15 protein-coding genes are annotated in these 14,711 nt (G+C 65.4%); 7 read left to right on the top strand and 8 right to left on the bottom strand.

The features are described from left to right. Positions 1-120: 120 nt before the first annotated feature. Together ACGHN1_RS06105 and ACGHN1_RS06100 are read right to left on the bottom strand one after the other, a co-directional pair. Complete coding sequence (locus tag ACGHN1_RS06105) at positions 121-1,494, bottom strand: class II 3-deoxy-7-phosphoheptulonate synthase (protein WP_390549791.1); 1,374 nt, start codon at positions 1,492-1,494, stop codon at positions 121-123. Between the two features lie 107 nt (positions 1,495-1,601). Beyond that, positions 1,602-4,520, bottom strand: a complete 2,919-nt coding sequence (locus ACGHN1_RS06100; RefSeq protein ID WP_390549302.1) for a M16 family metallopeptidase — start codon at positions 4,518-4,520, stop codon at positions 1,602-1,604. Between the two features lie 98 nt (positions 4,521-4,618). Here ACGHN1_RS06100 and ACGHN1_RS06095 point away from each other — a divergent pair, with 98 nt between their 5' ends. From ACGHN1_RS06095 to ACGHN1_RS06065, 7 genes are all read left to right on the top strand, one after another. Next, positions 4,619-5,203: a NifU family protein gene (locus ACGHN1_RS06095; RefSeq protein ID WP_390549789.1), complete on the top strand. Its 585-nt coding sequence runs from the start codon at positions 4,619-4,621 to the stop codon at positions 5,201-5,203. A gap of 27 nt (positions 5,204-5,230) precedes the next feature. Next, entirely contained in the window at positions 5,231-5,839 is a 609-nt protein-coding gene (locus ACGHN1_RS06090) for a malonic semialdehyde reductase (RefSeq protein WP_390549300.1), read from the top strand. A 54-nt stretch (positions 5,840-5,893) separates the two neighbouring features. After that, positions 5,894-6,505 carry a tRNA (adenosine(37)-N6)-threonylcarbamoyltransferase complex dimerization subunit type 1 TsaB gene (tsaB, locus tag ACGHN1_RS06085; RefSeq protein WP_390549298.1) on the top strand — a complete coding sequence of 204 codons (612 nt, stop codon included), beginning with the start codon at positions 5,894-5,896 and terminating at the stop codon, positions 6,503-6,505. Further along, positions 6,502-6,972, top strand: a complete 471-nt coding sequence (locus ACGHN1_RS06080) for a GNAT family N-acetyltransferase (RefSeq protein ID WP_390549296.1) — start codon at positions 6,502-6,504, stop codon at positions 6,970-6,972. Before tsaB ends, ACGHN1_RS06080 begins: the two co-directional genes overlap by 4 nt. A 99-nt stretch (positions 6,973-7,071) precedes the next feature. Next, the gene (locus ACGHN1_RS06075) at positions 7,072-7,509 is read left to right on the top strand and encodes a MucR family transcriptional regulator (RefSeq protein ID WP_390549294.1); all 438 of its coding nucleotides are present in this window, start codon (positions 7,072-7,074) and stop codon (positions 7,507-7,509) included. 74 nt (positions 7,510-7,583) lie between these two features. Then, positions 7,584-8,012, top strand: a complete 429-nt coding sequence (locus tag ACGHN1_RS06070) for a Fur family transcriptional regulator (RefSeq protein ID WP_390549292.1) — start codon at positions 7,584-7,586, stop codon at positions 8,010-8,012. Positions 8,013-8,064: 52 nt separating this feature from the next. Then, positions 8,065-8,898, top strand: a complete 834-nt coding sequence (locus ACGHN1_RS06065) for a lysophospholipid acyltransferase family protein (RefSeq protein WP_390549290.1) — start codon at positions 8,065-8,067, stop codon at positions 8,896-8,898. On the opposite strand, the gene ACGHN1_RS06060 is transcribed toward ACGHN1_RS06065, so the two are convergent. From ACGHN1_RS06060 to miaB, 6 genes are all read right to left on the bottom strand, one after another. Further along, the gene (locus tag ACGHN1_RS06060) at positions 8,895-9,779 is read right to left on the bottom strand and encodes a LysR substrate-binding domain-containing protein (RefSeq protein WP_390549288.1); all 885 of its coding nucleotides are present in this window, start codon (positions 9,777-9,779) and stop codon (positions 8,895-8,897) included. The genes ACGHN1_RS06065 and ACGHN1_RS06060 overlap by 4 nt on opposite strands. 44 nt (positions 9,780-9,823) lie before the next feature. Then, positions 9,824-10,741 (bottom strand): hemolysin family protein, encoded by a 918-nt coding sequence (locus ACGHN1_RS06055; protein ID WP_390549286.1) that lies wholly within the window; start codon positions 10,739-10,741, stop codon positions 9,824-9,826. A gap of 11 nt (positions 10,742-10,752) precedes the next feature. Continuing rightward, positions 10,753-11,250: an rRNA maturation RNase YbeY gene (gene ybeY, locus ACGHN1_RS06050; RefSeq protein ID WP_390549284.1), complete on the bottom strand. Its 498-nt coding sequence runs from the start codon at positions 11,248-11,250 to the stop codon at positions 10,753-10,755. Beyond that, the gene (locus ACGHN1_RS06045) at positions 11,251-12,294 is read right to left on the bottom strand and encodes a PhoH family protein (protein WP_390549282.1); all 1,044 of its coding nucleotides are present in this window, start codon (positions 12,292-12,294) and stop codon (positions 11,251-11,253) included. A gap of 143 nt (positions 12,295-12,437) precedes the next feature. Next, entirely contained in the window at positions 12,438-13,292 is an 855-nt protein-coding gene (locus ACGHN1_RS06040; RefSeq protein ID WP_390549280.1) for a hypothetical protein, read from the bottom strand. Positions 13,293-13,347: 55 nt separating this feature from the next. Then, positions 13,348-14,697, bottom strand: a complete 1,350-nt coding sequence (miaB, locus tag ACGHN1_RS06035; RefSeq protein WP_390549278.1) for a tRNA (N6-isopentenyl adenosine(37)-C2)-methylthiotransferase MiaB — start codon at positions 14,695-14,697, stop codon at positions 13,348-13,350. Positions 14,698-14,711: the final 14 nt, after the last annotated feature.

The raw sequence follows: 14,711 nt of genomic DNA, 5'->3' as shown, positions 1-14,711 counted from the left end.
CAGTCAGCGACCACCAGAACCGGCGACCATGATCCTACATGGCGAACAAAACGCGGCCGCGAAAGGCGTTCCTGGGAAAAACCCTTGCCTCGGCGGAACCTTTGGCGCCTTGGCCAGGTCTTAAGCGGCGTAGGCCCGCCGCTGCTCGCTCTCCGCGTTGATCATCTCCGCCAGCAGGAAGGCGAGTTCGAGCGATTGCGCGGCATTGAGCCGGGGGTCGCAGTGGGTGTGATAGCGATCGCGCAGCGCGGCGTCGGTGATCGCCACCGCGCCGCCGACGCATTCGGTCACGTCCTGCCCGGTCATCTCCACATGGATGCCGCCGGCATGGGTCCCTTCGGCGCGGTGAACCGCGAAGAAGCCCTTCACCTCGCCCAGGATGCGGTCGAACGGCCGGGTTTTGTAGCCGCTCTCCGATTTGACGACATTGCCGTGCATCGGGTCGCAGCTCCACACCACCGGATGCCCTTCGCGCTGCACTGCCCGCACCAGCGGCGCCAGCCCGCGCTCGACGCGGTCGTGGCCGAAGCGGCTGATCAGCGTGATCCGCCCGGGCTCGCGCCCCGGATTGAGCGTGTCGAGAAGTTCGAGGAGGTCGTCCGGCATCAGATTCGGCCCGCACTTGATCCCGAGCGGGTTGCCGATCCCGCGCGCGAATTCGACATGGGCGCTGCCGGGAAAGCGGGTCCGGTCGCCGATCCAGACCATGTGCGCGCTGCAATCGTACCATTCGCCGGTCAGGCTGTCGCGGCGGGTCATCACCTCCTCGTAAGGCAGCAGCAGCGCCTCGTGGCTGGTGTAGAAGCTGGTCCGCTGGAGTTGCGGCAGGGTCTGGGGATCGACTCCGCAGGCCTCCATGAAATCGAGCGCCTCCCCGATGCGGTCCGCGAGATGTTCGAACTTCTCGGCCCACGGACTGCGGCCCATGAAATCGAGCGTCCACTGATGCACCTGCCGCAGATTGGCGTAGCCCCCTCCGGCGAACGCACGCAGCAGGTTGAGGGTGGCTGCGGCCTGCGAATAGGCGCGCACCATCCGCGCCGGATCGTTGCGGCGCGCCTCAGCATCGAATTCGATGCCGTTGATATTGTCGCCGAGATAGCTCGGAAGGGTCACGTCGCCCTGGGTCTCGGTCGGCGAGGAGCGCGGCTTGGCGAACTGGCCGGCCATTCGCCCGACTTTCACCACCGGCTGCCGGCCGGCAAAGGTCAGCACCACCGCCATCTGCAACAGCACGCGGAAGGTGTCGCGGATGTTGTCCGGATGGAATTCGGCGAAGCTTTCGGCACAATCGCCGCCCTGCAGCAGGAATGCCTCGCCCGCCGCGACCTGTGCCAGATCGGCCTTCAGCGCCCGCGCTTCTCCGGCAAAGACCAGCGGCGGGTGACTGCGCAGGGTCTCCTGCACCTCCGCAAGCTCTACAGCGTCGTCGTAGACAGGCAGATGCCGCGCCTCGAAGTCCTGCCAGCTATCGGGTGTCCACGCCTTCGTCATCATCGTACTCGATCGTATTGCTCACCGCCCCACCGGCGGTTTGGCCAGCCATTATGGCGCAAATCAGCGCACGATGACCAGTCCTAATCCGAAATGGAATTGCCAGCCTAAGGCGCCGCCGGGGCCTCGGCCAACGTCTGCCCCTCCGGAATGACCGCAATGCGGTATGCTTCGCGGCCGCCGAAATACTTCTGCGCCAGCGCCAGCATCGCTTCGGGCGTCGTCCGCGAATAGTCGTTGAGCAGCGAGCGCATCATCGCGATCCGGCGCGGATCGGTCGTGGACCCCTCGAGCTGATATAACCAGAACAGGTTCCCGGTCGAAACCCGGGTGATGTACTGGCGCAGCGGTTCGGTCACCCGGGCGAGCTCGTCGGCATCGGGCGGAGACGTGGTCAGGCTCTGGGCGATCCGCTGCGTCTCCTCGAAGAAGATCGGCACGTCCTCGGGTTGAAGCTGGGCGATCGCGCTGATCCGCCCTCCTCCCTCGATATCGCTCGGCCATTCGGATTGCACCGACGGCGCGTAGCTGGCTCCGGCACGTTCGCGCATCGCTTCGAGCAGGCGATTGTTGAACACCTGGACGAGGATCTCGAGCTGGCGTGACTCGCGCAGTCCCATCACGCCTCCACCGCTCGGCCAGGCGACGACCGCGGCGGCCTGGTCGGGATCGCCGCGATGGGTGAGCACGCTCGTCTCGCCGACTGTCGGTGCGGCCGGGAGCGAAGCAGCGATCTCGGGGGACAACGGCGCGCGCGGATCGAGCGCGCCGAAGGTCCGCTGGAGCGCTGCGATCGCCTCGGCCTTGTCGAAATCGCCGAATATCAGGACTTCGACCGGACCCTCTGCCAGCAGTGGCTCCCAGACCTCCCGGAAGCCTTGCGGCGTCGCAGCTGCCAGCGCTGCGAGATCGGGCGTCGCATACCGTTGGTCGCCTCCACGCAACAGGGAATCGAGATCGCGGTTGAGGACGCCGGCAGGGCTGGTGGCATAGCTTTCGTAAGCCAGCCGTGCCGCCGCCTGTGCTCGTATCACCGGGTTCGGATCCCAACGCGGCTGATCGAGCTTGGCGGCGAAGAGATAGAGCTGGTCGGCAAGGTCGCGGGCATTGGTCTGCGCGAAGAAGGTGAAGGCACCCTCGGAAATACCGAAATCAAATCCCATCTTGCGGCCGGTGGAGATGCGGTCGAGCTCCTCCTGGCCGAGTTCGCCGATTCCCGAACCGATCAGCGCCATTTCGCCAAGCGTGGCATAGGTGCCGTCTTCGGGCGCGATCGATCGGTAACCGCCGCCGAAGCGGACCTTGACCGAAACGCGGCCCGGTTCGCCATTGTTGGGCCAGACGATCGCCTTGACCCCGTTGCCAAAGTCGACCCGCTCGATATCGAGCACGCCGATCGGGGCCTGCTGGACGATCTCGCTCGGAGTGCCGATCGGCGGAAGACCCTCGAAGGATATGTCCTGGGCCTGGAGCCGAGCCGAGGCGTCCGCCGCGACCGGCGCCGCGAGCGCCGCGCGCAATTGCTCCGCGCTCGCCTCGCCTTGGGCGGGCGTGACGTAGATTCCGCGGATCACGGCTCCGGAGAAGAGTGCGCGGGTATGCTCGAGCAGCTGCTCTGGCGTGATCGTGTCCTTCATTCCGCGAAAGACCTCCAGCACGGTATCGGGCGCGGCGACGGCCTCGCGGATGTCGACCGCCTGAACGATGTCGTCCGCCAATCGGGATCCGGGCAGAACCGCGCGTTCTTCCACCGAACTGACGAAGATCTGTTCGAACTCCGCGATCTCGCGGTCGATCTCCTCTTCCGTCGGCGGTGTCGCCAGCGCATCTGCGATCACCGAGCGGACATCGGCCAGCGCGGTCTCCCAATCGTCGGTCAGGGGTGCGAGGCTGACGAAGGTCGCATCGGACGAGCGGCTGACATCGTCCTGCTGGACCTGCGCGTAGAGGTAGCTGCCACCCGCCCGCGCGCGCGATTCGAGCCGGCGGTTGATCAATGCCTGCGCAAGCGAATCGCGCAGCAGGCCCTGGTTGTAGACGATGGTGTCCTGCACCGGCCGCCAGGGACGCATGATCCCGTAGCTGAGGCTGCGCGGCAAGTCGGGCTCGACGATCACCGCGGTTTCGCCCACCGGATTATCGGGGTCGCTGCCTGCCGGTGCGACCGGGTCGCCGAAATCGGGCGCCGGGGCAGGCTCGCCGCGCACGTCCCAGTCGCCGAAGTATTTCTCCACCAGCGCCGCCAGCAGCATCGGGTCGGCATCCCCGGCCACCGATACGACGGTGTTTTCCGGGCGGTACCAGCGCCGGTGGAATGCCTGCACCGATGCCGGTGTAGCGCCGCGCAATGTTTCTTCGGTCCCGATCGGGGCGCGGACCGCCAGGCGCTGTCCGGCGAACAGGGTTTCGCGGGTCGCATCGGCACTGCGCGCTGCGGCGCCGCCGCGCTCGCGCCTCTCGGCCATGACGATCGGCACGTCGGCGGCAAGATTTCCAGCGCTGAGGACCGGCTCGCGGACCATGCCTGACAACAATCGGAAGCTCTCGTCGAGCTTGGCGGCGTCGATATTGGGCAGGTCGAGCTTGAACACCGTATGCGTCGGGCTGGTCTCAGCGTTGGTGTCGCTGCCGAAGGTCGCGCCGAGACGCTGCCAGGTCGGGATCGCCTCGCCGGGGCCCAGATATTTGCTCTCGCGAAACAGCATGTGCTCGAGCAGATGGGCGAATCCCCGTTCGCTGTCCCGTTCATGCAGCGAACCGGCGTCGATACGGACCCTGATCGATACCTGATCGGGCGGCACGCCGTTGCGTCGCACCGCATAGCGCAGACCGTTGTCCATTTCGCCAAACTGCCACTCGGGATCGCGAGGAACGTCGCTGCCTTCGTAGATCCACGGCGTATCACCCCCGGTCTGGAGCGCGGTTGGAGTCGGCGGCGCGTCCTGCCCGGCCGCGGGCGGCACGGCGAGGAAAGCGAAGGGGAGGACAAGCGCGAAGCGCCGGACGGCGCGGGGGAAATTCGACATGGGCGGCATATAGGGTGGCAAGGGGTGAAGCGCGAGTGAACATCGCGCCGAATTCCGCCGGGCTTGTGGGGCGGGGCCCGCCTGCCTACATCGCCTGCATGTTCATCGAGACCGAAACCACTCCGAACCCCGCGAGCCTCAAGTTCCTGCCCGGCCAGACCGTCATGGACGGCGGGACACGCGAATTCGCCAGCCCCGAGGCCGCCGAGGCGAGCCCGCTGGCGCAAGCGATATTCGACACCGGCGAGGTCACCAACGTCTTCTTCGGCGGCGACTTCGTTTCCGTGACCGCCGCACCGGGCGTCGACTGGTCGGCCTTGAAACCGCAGGTGCTGGCGATCCTCCTCGATCACTTCGTCTCGCAGGCGCCGCTGTTCGCTCCCGGAACCGCGGTGGGCATTTCCGTGCCGGCGGAAGAGGAAGCGGCGCTGCTGGTCGAGGAACGGTCCGAGGATGCCGACATCGTCGCGCAGATCAACGAACTGCTCGAGACCCGGGTGCGGCCGGCGGTGGCGGGCGACGGCGGCGACATCCGTTACCGCGGCTATCGTGACGGGATCGTCCATCTCCAGATGCAGGGCGCCTGCTCGGGCTGCCCGTCCTCGACCGCCACGCTCAAGCACGGGATCGAGGGGCTGCTGAAGCATTACGTGCCCGAGGTCGTCGAAGTCCGCGCCGCCTGAAAATCATCCCCGTCGACGAGGATACCCATGCCAAAGCAATTCCACGACCAGGTCCTTTCCGCCGATTCCCTCGACCAGATCTTCCGCGAGGCCCGCAGTTACAATGGCTGGCTCGACAAGGAGGTGACCGACGATCAGCTCCACGCGATCTACGAACTGATGAAGATGGGTCCGACATCGGCAAACATGCAGCCGGCGCGGATAGTCTGGGTCAAATCCGACGAGGCCAAGGCCCGGCTGGTGGATCGCGTGTCCGACGGCAACAAGGACAAGGTGAAAGCCGCGCCGGTCGTCGCCCTCGTCGGTTACGATATCGACTTCCACGAGGAACTGCCCTGGCTCTTCCCGCACACCGACGCCAAGAGCTGGTTCGATGGCGACGAGCAGGGCCGCAAGGAAGGGGCGTTCCGCAACTCCTCTCTCCAAGGAGCTTATCTGATCATTGCCGCGCGGGCCCTGGGGCTCGACACGGGGCCGATGTCCGGGTTCGACGCGGACGCGGTGGAGAAGGAATTCTTCGGCGACAATCCGAAGCACAAGGTCAATTTCATCTGTGCGATAGGCTATGGCGATAAGGCGAGTATCTTCGACCGCAGCCCGCGCCCCGAATTCGACAAATTCAACCGGATCGCCTGATTTTCGCGAATCGGGCGGCTTGAACGAGAGATCGGGCTGGGGCATCGCCTCGCGATGCGCCTGCTTGCCATCGAATGCGCCACCGAAGCCTGTTCCGTCGCCCTTTTCGAGAACGGCGCGGCCGTCGATGCACGGCACGAAACGCTCGGCCGCGGTCATGCCGAACGACTGATTCCCATGATCGCCGAGCTACCCGAGCGGGGACGCGCCGACGAAATCCTCGTCTCGCTCGGACCGGGCAGCTTCACGGGAACCCGGATCGGCATAGCCTCGGGCCGGGCACTGGGGATCGCCTGGAGCGCGCGGGTCGTGGGCTACCCCACCCTCGCCCTCGTCGCGGCGATGGCGCAGCGGGAGGTCGAAAACGAACCGGTTCTCGTCGCGATGGCGGGCGGGCACGGCGAATATTTTCTCCAGCCTTTCGATGCTGCGGGCCTTCCGGAGGGACCGCATCGCTCGCTGTTGCCGGAAATTGCCGCCGGAGAGCACGATTACCGGCTCGTCGCGGGAAGCCGCGCCGCGGCGCTGGTCGAACAGCGGGGCTTCGGAACGGCGATCGACATCCTGCCCGATGCGCAATTCGCAAACCTTCTGCCCAAAACACTGATCACGAGCGATCTGCGACCGATCTACGGTCGTCCGCCCGACGCGAGACTGCCGGCATGATGGCCCACGATAGCCTCGACCGGCTGATGCGCGTCATGGAAGCGTCGTTCGATCCCTATTGGCGCGAGGCCTGGACCCGGGCGCAAGTGGCCAGTTCCCTCTCGCTGTCGAACACGCGCGCACTGATGATCGACTGCGAGGGCGGCGACGGTACGCGGACGCCTTCGAGAGTGGCAGGCTTCGTGCTAGCGAGACGCGCACCCGGCGAAGAGGAACTGCTTCTGATCGCCGTATCACCGGAGTTCCGCAATCGAGGGCTTGGCCGCAGGCTGCTGCGCCAATTCAACCGGTCCGCGAAGGTTTTGGGAGCCGAGAAAGTATTTCTCGAGATGCGGGCCGGAAACCCCGCAGAGACCCTGTACCGGTCCGAGGGATACGAGCCCATCGGGCGGCGGCGGGACTATTACACTGCCGTCGACGGGGCCACGTTCGACGCCGTCACATTCGCCAAATCGTTGATCGAATAACGGGCTTCGTCCCTTGCGAGAAATACTCGCCAATCCTTGCGAATATCGATTCGACAAATACCGATCCTCCTTCTAGGCGGGCCAAAAGGAGTAACCGTAATGGATGATTTCAGCGCCGACATGAAAGAAACACTGATCACTTTGACTTCGGAGATCGTGGCTGCTCATGTCAGCAACAACAATGTGAATGTCGACGAAGTCCCGACACTTATCTCCAGCATCTATTCGGCACTCGCCGGTCTGGGTGCGGAAAACGTCGAGGAAGAGGCCGCCCCCGAACCGGCGGTATCCATTCGCTCTTCGGTCAAGCCGGACTACATCGTTTGTCTCGAGGATGGCAAGAAGCTGAAGATGCTCAAGCGCTACCTTCGTACCAATTACGACATGAGCCCGGAAGAATATCGCGAGCGCTGGAACCTGCCTTCCGACTATCCGATGGTCGCGCCCAATTACGCGGAGAAGCGGCGTGAGCTCGCCAAGAAGATCGGCCTCGGCCGCAAGCCCGGCGAAAAGCGTCCCCGCAAGAAAAAGGCCTGAGCTCTTCCCCCGCGCTTGAGAACGACGCCCCGCTTGCCTAAGGCTCGCGGGGCGTTCTCGTTTCGGAGCCGGACTTGCAGCAGAAAATCGATCTCGAACAGCTTTGCGCCGACAAGGGTCTGCGCATCACCGAACAGCGGCGGGTGATCGCGCGCGTGCTTTCCGAAAGCGACGACCATCCCGACGTCGAGATGCTCCACGAACGCGCCAACCAGATCGATCCGGGCATCTCGATCGCTACGGTCTATCGCACCGTGCGCCTGTTCGAGGAGGCGGGCATCCTCGACCGCCACGATTTCGGCGACGGGCGCGCGCGCTACGAAGCTGCCCCCGAAGCCCATCACGACCATTTGATCGATGTCGAGAGCGGCAAGGTGGTCGAATTCGTCGATCCCGAGCTCGAGGCGCTGCAGAAGCAGATCGCCGAGAAGCTCGGATATCGTCTCGTCGACCACCGGATGGAACTCTATGGCGTCCGGCTCGACCGCGAAAACAAGTCCTAGCGACCGCGCGCTCCGCCGGGCGGAGAAATACGGCCGCAGGCGCATGGCGGCGATGCGGGGCGAAACCGTTCCGCTCACGATCCCCGGATGGATACGTTTCGTGTCGCGAGCGCTGGGCATACTTGCGCTGCTGATCGTCTTCGTGCCGCTACACTACATCTACCGCCTCTTCGCCTACGGCTCGCCCTTTCCGATGTATTTCCTGCGCTACACCGCCCGGGTCGTCGGGGCGCGGGTCGAGCGGGTCGGCACGCCGCTGCGGCGGGACGTGTTCTTCATCGCCAATCATCTCTCGTGGATCGACATCCTCGCGCTGGCGGGTGCCAGCGGCACGGCCTTCGTCGCCAAGTGGGAGCTGAGCCAGGTGCCGGTCATCGGCTGGCTGTGCAGCCTCAACCGCACCGTTTTCGTCAAGCGGGAACACCGCATGGGCGTGGCCGAACAGATCAACGCGTTGCGGGAGGCCTTGCAGGACAATTGGTCGGTCACGGTGTTTCCCGAGGGCACGGTCACCGACGGACAGTCGCTGTTGCCGTTCAAATCCTCCATGCTCTCGGTGCTGGAGCCACCCCCTCCGGGCGTGCTCGTCCAGCCGGTGATGTTCAATTACGGACCTGTTGCCGAGGACATCAGCTGGATCGGCGATGAAAGCGGGCTGCACAACGCGATGCGGGTCATGGCGCGCAAGGGCAGCTTCCGGTTGCGGATCGCCTTTCTCGAACCCTTCAGCCCGGAGGAATATCGCGGACGCAAGGCCATCGCGTCCAAGGCCCGCGAGGAGATCGAGCAAGCATTGGTGGCAAACCTGGGTAAGCCGCTGCGCGATTTCGCGCATACGGTCGAGGCCATTCGCTACCGTCCCCCGGCTGGGAGCACGACGGGCTAGAGCTCGGCCCTCACCAACCAGTCATGGAAGATGCGCACCGGCCGTTCCTCTAGAGCGGTTGGCTTGCAGACGAACCAGTAGCTGTAGGGGCTTTCGACCTCGGCGCCGTAAAGGTCGGTGAGCCGCCCGTCTCGGGCGCGCTTGAGATGGTCGTCATGCATGATTGCGATGCCCAGCCCCTGCGCCGCGGCCTCGAGCATCAACTGGCCCGAATCATACTGGTCGATCGCCGCAGGTTCGAGATCGTGCAGCCCCAATTCGGCCTTCCAGGCGCGGAAACTCTCGGGCAATTCGTTGTGGATCAGGAAGGTCTGCTTCGCCAACAGCTCCGCATCGGGTTTATCGCCCAGGGTCTGCGCCAGGTCCTTGCTGGCGATGGCATGGACCTTGTTGTAATCGAGCCGCACCGCGTGCAGCCCGCTGGCCGGCCCGCGCGAGAGGATGATGCCGGCGTCGAGCGTGTCGCCCACCCGCCCCTCGATATGCGGGCCCGTATCGATATCGATGTGGAGGAGCGGCTGACTCCGCCGAAGTTCGGCCAGCCGCGGGAACAGGCGCTGGCTGCCGAACAGCGGCAGCACGCCGAGATGCAGGCGCAGCAGCGAGAGATTGTCCGACTGGCTCTCCACCGCCCGCGCCAGCGCCTCGAGATGCGGGTTCACGGCCTCGTAAAAGGCCTGCCCTTCGTCGGTGAGCTGCATCGACTGGCGAGCGCGGGTGAAGAGCTTGCGGCCCACGAAGGTTTCGAGATTGCCGATCCTCCGGCTGAGCGCCGAGGGACTGAGCCCGAGCTCGTCGGCGGCGGCGCGCGCCGACCCAAGCCGGACGGTGCGGGCGAAAGCTTCGAGCGCGCGCAGGGGCGGAAGACGGCGAGTGACCATGGGCATGTGTCATGGCGGGCCGCGGACCGCCTGTCGAGGGGCTCTCAGTCTTCCGCGGTGCCGCGTTCCGGAGCGTGCAGCCGCAGCCGGGTGACATGGGTCTCGTCGCCGCCCGTCACCTCGATCCGCCAACCGCTGGGATGGTCGAGGATCGCGCCCACCTGCGGCACCTGTTCCGCAAGCACGAACGCCAGGCCACCGAGAGTATCGACCGATTCCTCGACCTCGGCGAGCCGCGGGTCGACCGTCTCGGCGACATCGTCGAGCTCGGCCCGGGCGTCGCAATCCCACATGCCCTCGCCGATCGAGCGGATCAGTTCGGTGGGCGCATCGTCGTGCTCGTCCTCGATGTCGCCGACGATCTCCTCGACCAGATCCTCGATCGTGATCAGCCCGTCGGTGCCGGAGAACTCGTCGAGCACGATCGCCAGATGCATCCGCTGGGCGCGCATGTCGGCGAGCACGTCGAGCGCGTTGCGGGTCTGAGGCACGTAGAGCGGCTGGCGCATCAGCACCGTCCAGTCGGCCGGGGGCGGCTTGCCCGATGCGAGGAACGGGAAGACGTCCTTGATGTGCACCATGCCGATCACGTCGTCGAGCTGATCGCGATAGACCGGCATGCGCGAATGGCCGTGTTCGGCGAAGGCGGCAACGACCTCTTCCCACGAGGCATCGGCGGCCAGCGCGACGATCTCACCGCGCGGCACCGCGACATCGTCGGCATCGTGTTCGCTGAAATGGAGCAGGTTGCGGACCATCTGGCGCTCGACGGGCGACAAGTCGCCCTTGCCGCTCTCGATCGCGGACAGCTCCCCGTCTTCGCTCTCGTGCTCGTCTAGCGTCTCCTCGAGCTGCTCGCGCAGAGACCGCTCGCCGCCCTCGGGATCGAACAATTTGCGGATGGCGGGCCACAGCCCGCTGCTACTTTCCGCCTCTCCGGCAGGTGATGAACTGTCGGGCATGGCCCTTGCGATTACTCCTGACTGTCGCGATCGCCATATGGGTCGGGGATACCCAGTTTGGCAAGCGCGGCGATTTCGAGGCGCTCCATCGCTTCCGCTTCGGCCTCGCCCGCGACGTGATCATGGCCTGCAAGATGGAGCATGCCGTGGACGAGGAGGTGCGCTGCGTGATCCTCCAGCGTAACGCCTTTCTCCTGCGCCTCGCGTTCGCAGGTTTCCCAGGCGAGCGCGATGTCGCCGAGCATCTCGGGCCCGCCCTCGGGTTCGAGGGCGAGCAGCTGCTTGCGGGTGAGCATCGGGAAGGACAGGACATTGGTCGGTCGGTCCTTGGTCCGCCATTCGCGGTTGAGGGTGCGGACTTCGTCGTCGACGGTGAACAGGACGCTGGCGGTCAGCCGCGGATTGGCGAGCGCGGATTCCACCCGTTCCGCTGCGCCGTGCGCGCGCTCGGCCAGATCGGCCCAATCGGTGCCCTTGGGCCAGCCGTCGATTTCGATGTCGAGGTCCACCTAGGCGTCGGGCCCTTCGTAGGCCTCGACGATCCGCCCCACGATCGGGTGACGGACCACGTCGGCGGCGGTGAAGCGAATCGTGCCAAAGCCCTCGACTCCCTCGAGCTTTTCGACCGCGTCGGCCAGGCCGCTCATCCGGTCCCCGCCCGGGATGTCGACCTGGCGCGGATCGCCGCACACCACCATGCGGCTGTTCTGCCCGAAGCGGGTGAGGAACATCTTCATCTGCTCGCGGGTGGTGTTCTGCGCCTCGTCGAGGATGACGAAGGCATCTGCCAGCGTGCGGCCGCGCATGAAGGCGATCGGGGCGATCTCGATCTCCCCGCTCGCCAACCGCCGCTCGACCTGCTCGGGCGGCATGCAGTCGTAGAGAGCGTCGTAGAGCGGGCGCAGATAGGGATCGACCTTGTCCTTCATGTCGCCGGGCAGGAACCCCAGCTTTTCCCCAGCTTCCACCGCCGGGCGGCTGAGGATCAGGCGCTGGACGCTGCCGGTGATGAGCTGCGCCACGGCCTGCGCCACGGCGAGATAGGTCTTGCCGGTGCCCGCCGGGCCCAGGGCGAAGATGATGTCGTCGCGCACCAGGCTGCGCATGTAGGTCGCCTGCATTGCGCTGCGCGGAACGATGGTCTTGCGCCGGGTGCGGATCATGATCGGCGGCCCGCCCCGTCCCCCGGCAGGTTCCGCATCCATGATCCCGTCGAGAGTCGGCTCGTCGGACATGGCGATCAGCGATTCGATCGCTCCCGCATCGAGGTCCTGCCCCAGCGCCAGCCGGTCGTACATCTTGGTAATGACGTCGCGAGCGCGGGCGACCCCGTCCTCAGGCCCTTCGATCTGCACCCGGTCGCCGCGCGCGGAGATGAAAACGCCGAGCCGGTTCTCGACCTGCACCAGATTGGCGTCGAACTGGCCGAACAGCGGGATCAGCAGGCTCTGGTTGTCGAAGCTCATCTCGGTGCGCGCGCGGCGCACCTCGCGATTGGGGACCGGGGGGCGCGACAGCGCCTCGGGTGCATTGCGAGCAGGTTTACGCGCCATACGCTCCTTTCGGGTTCATCATCGAACCTAAGGTGCAACGCGCGGGAAGCAAGAAAGTCACCGCGATACGGCGGTGGATAGTCATCGAGACGTCACGCGATTCCGAGGCGGTCGCACCTTCTTCGCAGTCGCCTCGTCGGGAATTATTCGGTCTCGGTGCCGCCATCTATGACCGCTTCCGCATACTCGCGCCCCACGGCGTTCAAGGTCGACGAGGCGGGGCGATTGCGCAGACGAAGCGAATAGTATGCCGAGAGGTAGGAACGATCGAAAATCGTCAGGCCTTCTGCCGGAGCAGGATCGGAAAACAGCGCGAGAATGCTCTCGGGTTCGCCGGTCGCTTCATTGATCTCCGTCACCGGAGCCAGAGCCCGCATGGTGGCGAAATCGGCAATTTGCTCGACCGTCTTGCCATCGATTGCGGCGAGTTCCATCAACACCACCGAGGCCGTGACCAGCCGGGTTACCGGCGCCGCAAGCCGAGTGGCAATGCTCACGTTGTTGACGACCGGACCTTTGGCATCTCGGATCGCAGCGCCGTTCTCGTCACCCAGGACCGAGACGTGCCATGCCCGGGTGAAGCCGGTTTCACCCGCGATACGCTCCCTTTCCGAAGGTTCGAGGGTTCCGAAAGCCCAGCGAGCATCGTTGATCAAAGAGTAAACTTCGCGGCCCGCATCGACGACGAAGGCGACGACGATGTTGCTTTTGCAATCCGCTCCGCCGACCGCCAGCCCCATCTCCGATGCGTTCTCTCGTATCCGAGCGGATAGCGCATCGCCCAACGTCGGGTGGATACCAGACACTTTGGGGCAGACCGGAAGATGGAAGCGTGCGAGCGGAGTACCATATTCGACGCGGCGGGTAATCTCCGCTGCCAAGTCGCGCCCCGCCTCGCGATCCGGTACCCGGCCTTGGACGACGATTTCGTCCGCCGGTTCGCTTTCTTCCGCTCCGCCACCTTGCTGGGCCAAGACCGCGTCCGGTGTCGTCAGCATAGTGAGCGCGCCAAAGAGCACCAATTTCATCGAGACCAAGCGCGCGTCCAACATCCTACTTCCCCCCGATAACCTGCCCGCGCATCGAGTTCGGGCCTCCTTCGAGAAGCCGAACCGTTACCATGTCACCGATCGCGCAATGGGAACCGCCCTTTTCCGAGAACCATACCGATTGTAGCCACGGCGACTTGCCCAGCCATTGCCCAGGATGCTTTCCCCTGCGCTCCACAAGAACCTGACAGGTCCTGCCGACTGAAGCGCGGTTGAATGCGAGCTGGTCGCGGTTGAGCGCGGCCTGTAGGCGCTGCAGGCGCTCGTCCATAACCTCCGGCGCGACCTGACCCTCCATCGTCGCGGCGGGCGTGCCGGGGCGCGGCGAGTATTTGAAGCTGAAGGCCTGCGCGTACCCGACCGAGTCGACCAGCGCGAGGGTCTCCTCGAACTCGGCCTCGGTCTCGCCGGGAAATCCGACGATGAAATCGCCCGACAACGCGATATCGGGGCGCGCTTCGCGAAAACGTTCGAGCAACCGCAAATAGCTGTCGGCGGTGTGCGAGCGGTTCATCGCCCTCAGAACCCGGTCGCTGCCTGATTGCACCGGCAGGTGGAGAAACGGCATCAGCTTTTCCACTTCGCCATGCGCCGCGACAAGCCCCTCGTCCATGTCCGCCGGATGGCTCGTGGTGTAGCGGATGCGCTGCACTTCCGGAATCCGCGCCAGTTCCCTGATCAGGCCGTCGAGACCCTGCACGCGTCCCCTGGAATCCTCGCCCGACCAGGCCGAGACGTTCTGCCCCAGCAGCGTGACCTCCTTCGCTCCCGCCTCCACCAGCCTCTTCGCTTCGTCCACCAGATCATTGAACGGCCGGGATATTTCCGCGCCCCGCGTATAGGGTACCACGCAATAGGTGCAGAATTTGTCGCACCCCTCCTGCACGGTGAGGAAGGCCGTCGGCGCAACCCGCCGGCGGTCGGGCAACGCGGCGAACTTGGCGATGGCCGGCATGTCGGTGTCGGTAGCGCGCTCGCCGGCCACAGCCCGGTCGAGCATGTCCGGTAGGCGGTGATACGCCTGGGGCCCGACCACCATCGAGACCGCCGGACTGCGCGCCATGATCTCCTCGCCCTCAGCCTGCGCGACGCAGCCGGCGACCGCGATCAGCGGTCTCTTCCCGGCGGCACGGCCCGCCTTGGTGATGCGGCCGATGTCCGAATAGACCTTTTCCGCCGCCTTCTCGCGGATGTGGCAAGTGTTGAGGACGACGAGGTCCGCCTCTTCCCCCTCCGCAGCCGGCGCGATTCCCCGCGCATCGAGCAGTTCGGCCATGCGCTCGCCATCGTAGACGTTCATCTGGCAGCCGAAGCTCTTGACCCTGTAGGTCCTGGGTTGATCACTCGCTTTCATGGGCAAGGGCGCAC

The sequence above is a fragment of the Qipengyuania sp. MTN3-11 genome, from assembly GCF_042851825.1.
GTDB lineage: Bacteria > Pseudomonadota > Alphaproteobacteria > Sphingomonadales > Sphingomonadaceae > Qipengyuania.
Note: the sequence above shows the minus strand (reverse complement) of the source record. Positions and strands in the feature narration are given on the sequence as shown.

What these genes read in the sequence shown, in the direction of transcription:
- ACGHN1_RS06105 (WP_390549791.1), bottom strand. Translation starts at nt 1,494, where the DNA reads ATGACGAAGGCGTGGACACCCGATAGCTGGCAGGACTTCGAGGCGCGG.
- ACGHN1_RS06100 (WP_390549302.1), bottom strand. Translation starts at nt 4,520, where the DNA reads ATGTCGAATTTCCCCCGCGCCGTCCGGCGCTTCGCGCTTGTCCTCCCC.
- ACGHN1_RS06095 (WP_390549789.1), top strand. Translation starts at nt 4,619, where the DNA reads ATGTTCATCGAGACCGAAACCACTCCGAACCCCGCGAGCCTCAAGTTC.
- ACGHN1_RS06090 (WP_390549300.1), top strand. Translation starts at nt 5,231, where the DNA reads ATGCCAAAGCAATTCCACGACCAGGTCCTTTCCGCCGATTCCCTCGAC.
- tsaB (WP_390549298.1), top strand. Translation starts at nt 5,894, where the DNA reads ATGCGCCTGCTTGCCATCGAATGCGCCACCGAAGCCTGTTCCGTCGCC.
- ACGHN1_RS06080 (WP_390549296.1), top strand. Translation starts at nt 6,502, where the DNA reads ATGATGGCCCACGATAGCCTCGACCGGCTGATGCGCGTCATGGAAGCG.
- ACGHN1_RS06075 (WP_390549294.1), top strand. Translation starts at nt 7,072, where the DNA reads ATGGATGATTTCAGCGCCGACATGAAAGAAACACTGATCACTTTGACT.
- ACGHN1_RS06065 (WP_390549290.1), top strand. Translation starts at nt 8,065, where the DNA reads ATGCGGGGCGAAACCGTTCCGCTCACGATCCCCGGATGGATACGTTTC.
- ACGHN1_RS06060 (WP_390549288.1), bottom strand. Translation starts at nt 9,779, where the DNA reads ATGGTCACTCGCCGTCTTCCGCCCCTGCGCGCGCTCGAAGCTTTCGCC.
- ACGHN1_RS06055 (WP_390549286.1), bottom strand. Translation starts at nt 10,741, where the DNA reads ATGCCCGACAGTTCATCACCTGCCGGAGAGGCGGAAAGTAGCAGCGGG.
- ACGHN1_RS06045 (WP_390549282.1), bottom strand. Translation starts at nt 12,294, where the DNA reads ATGGCGCGTAAACCTGCTCGCAATGCACCCGAGGCGCTGTCGCGCCCC.
- ACGHN1_RS06040 (WP_390549280.1), bottom strand. Translation starts at nt 13,292, where the DNA reads ATGCTGACGACACCGGACGCGGTCTTGGCCCAGCAAGGTGGCGGAGCG.
- miaB (WP_390549278.1), bottom strand. Translation starts at nt 14,697, where the DNA reads ATGAAAGCGAGTGATCAACCCAGGACCTACAGGGTCAAGAGCTTCGGC.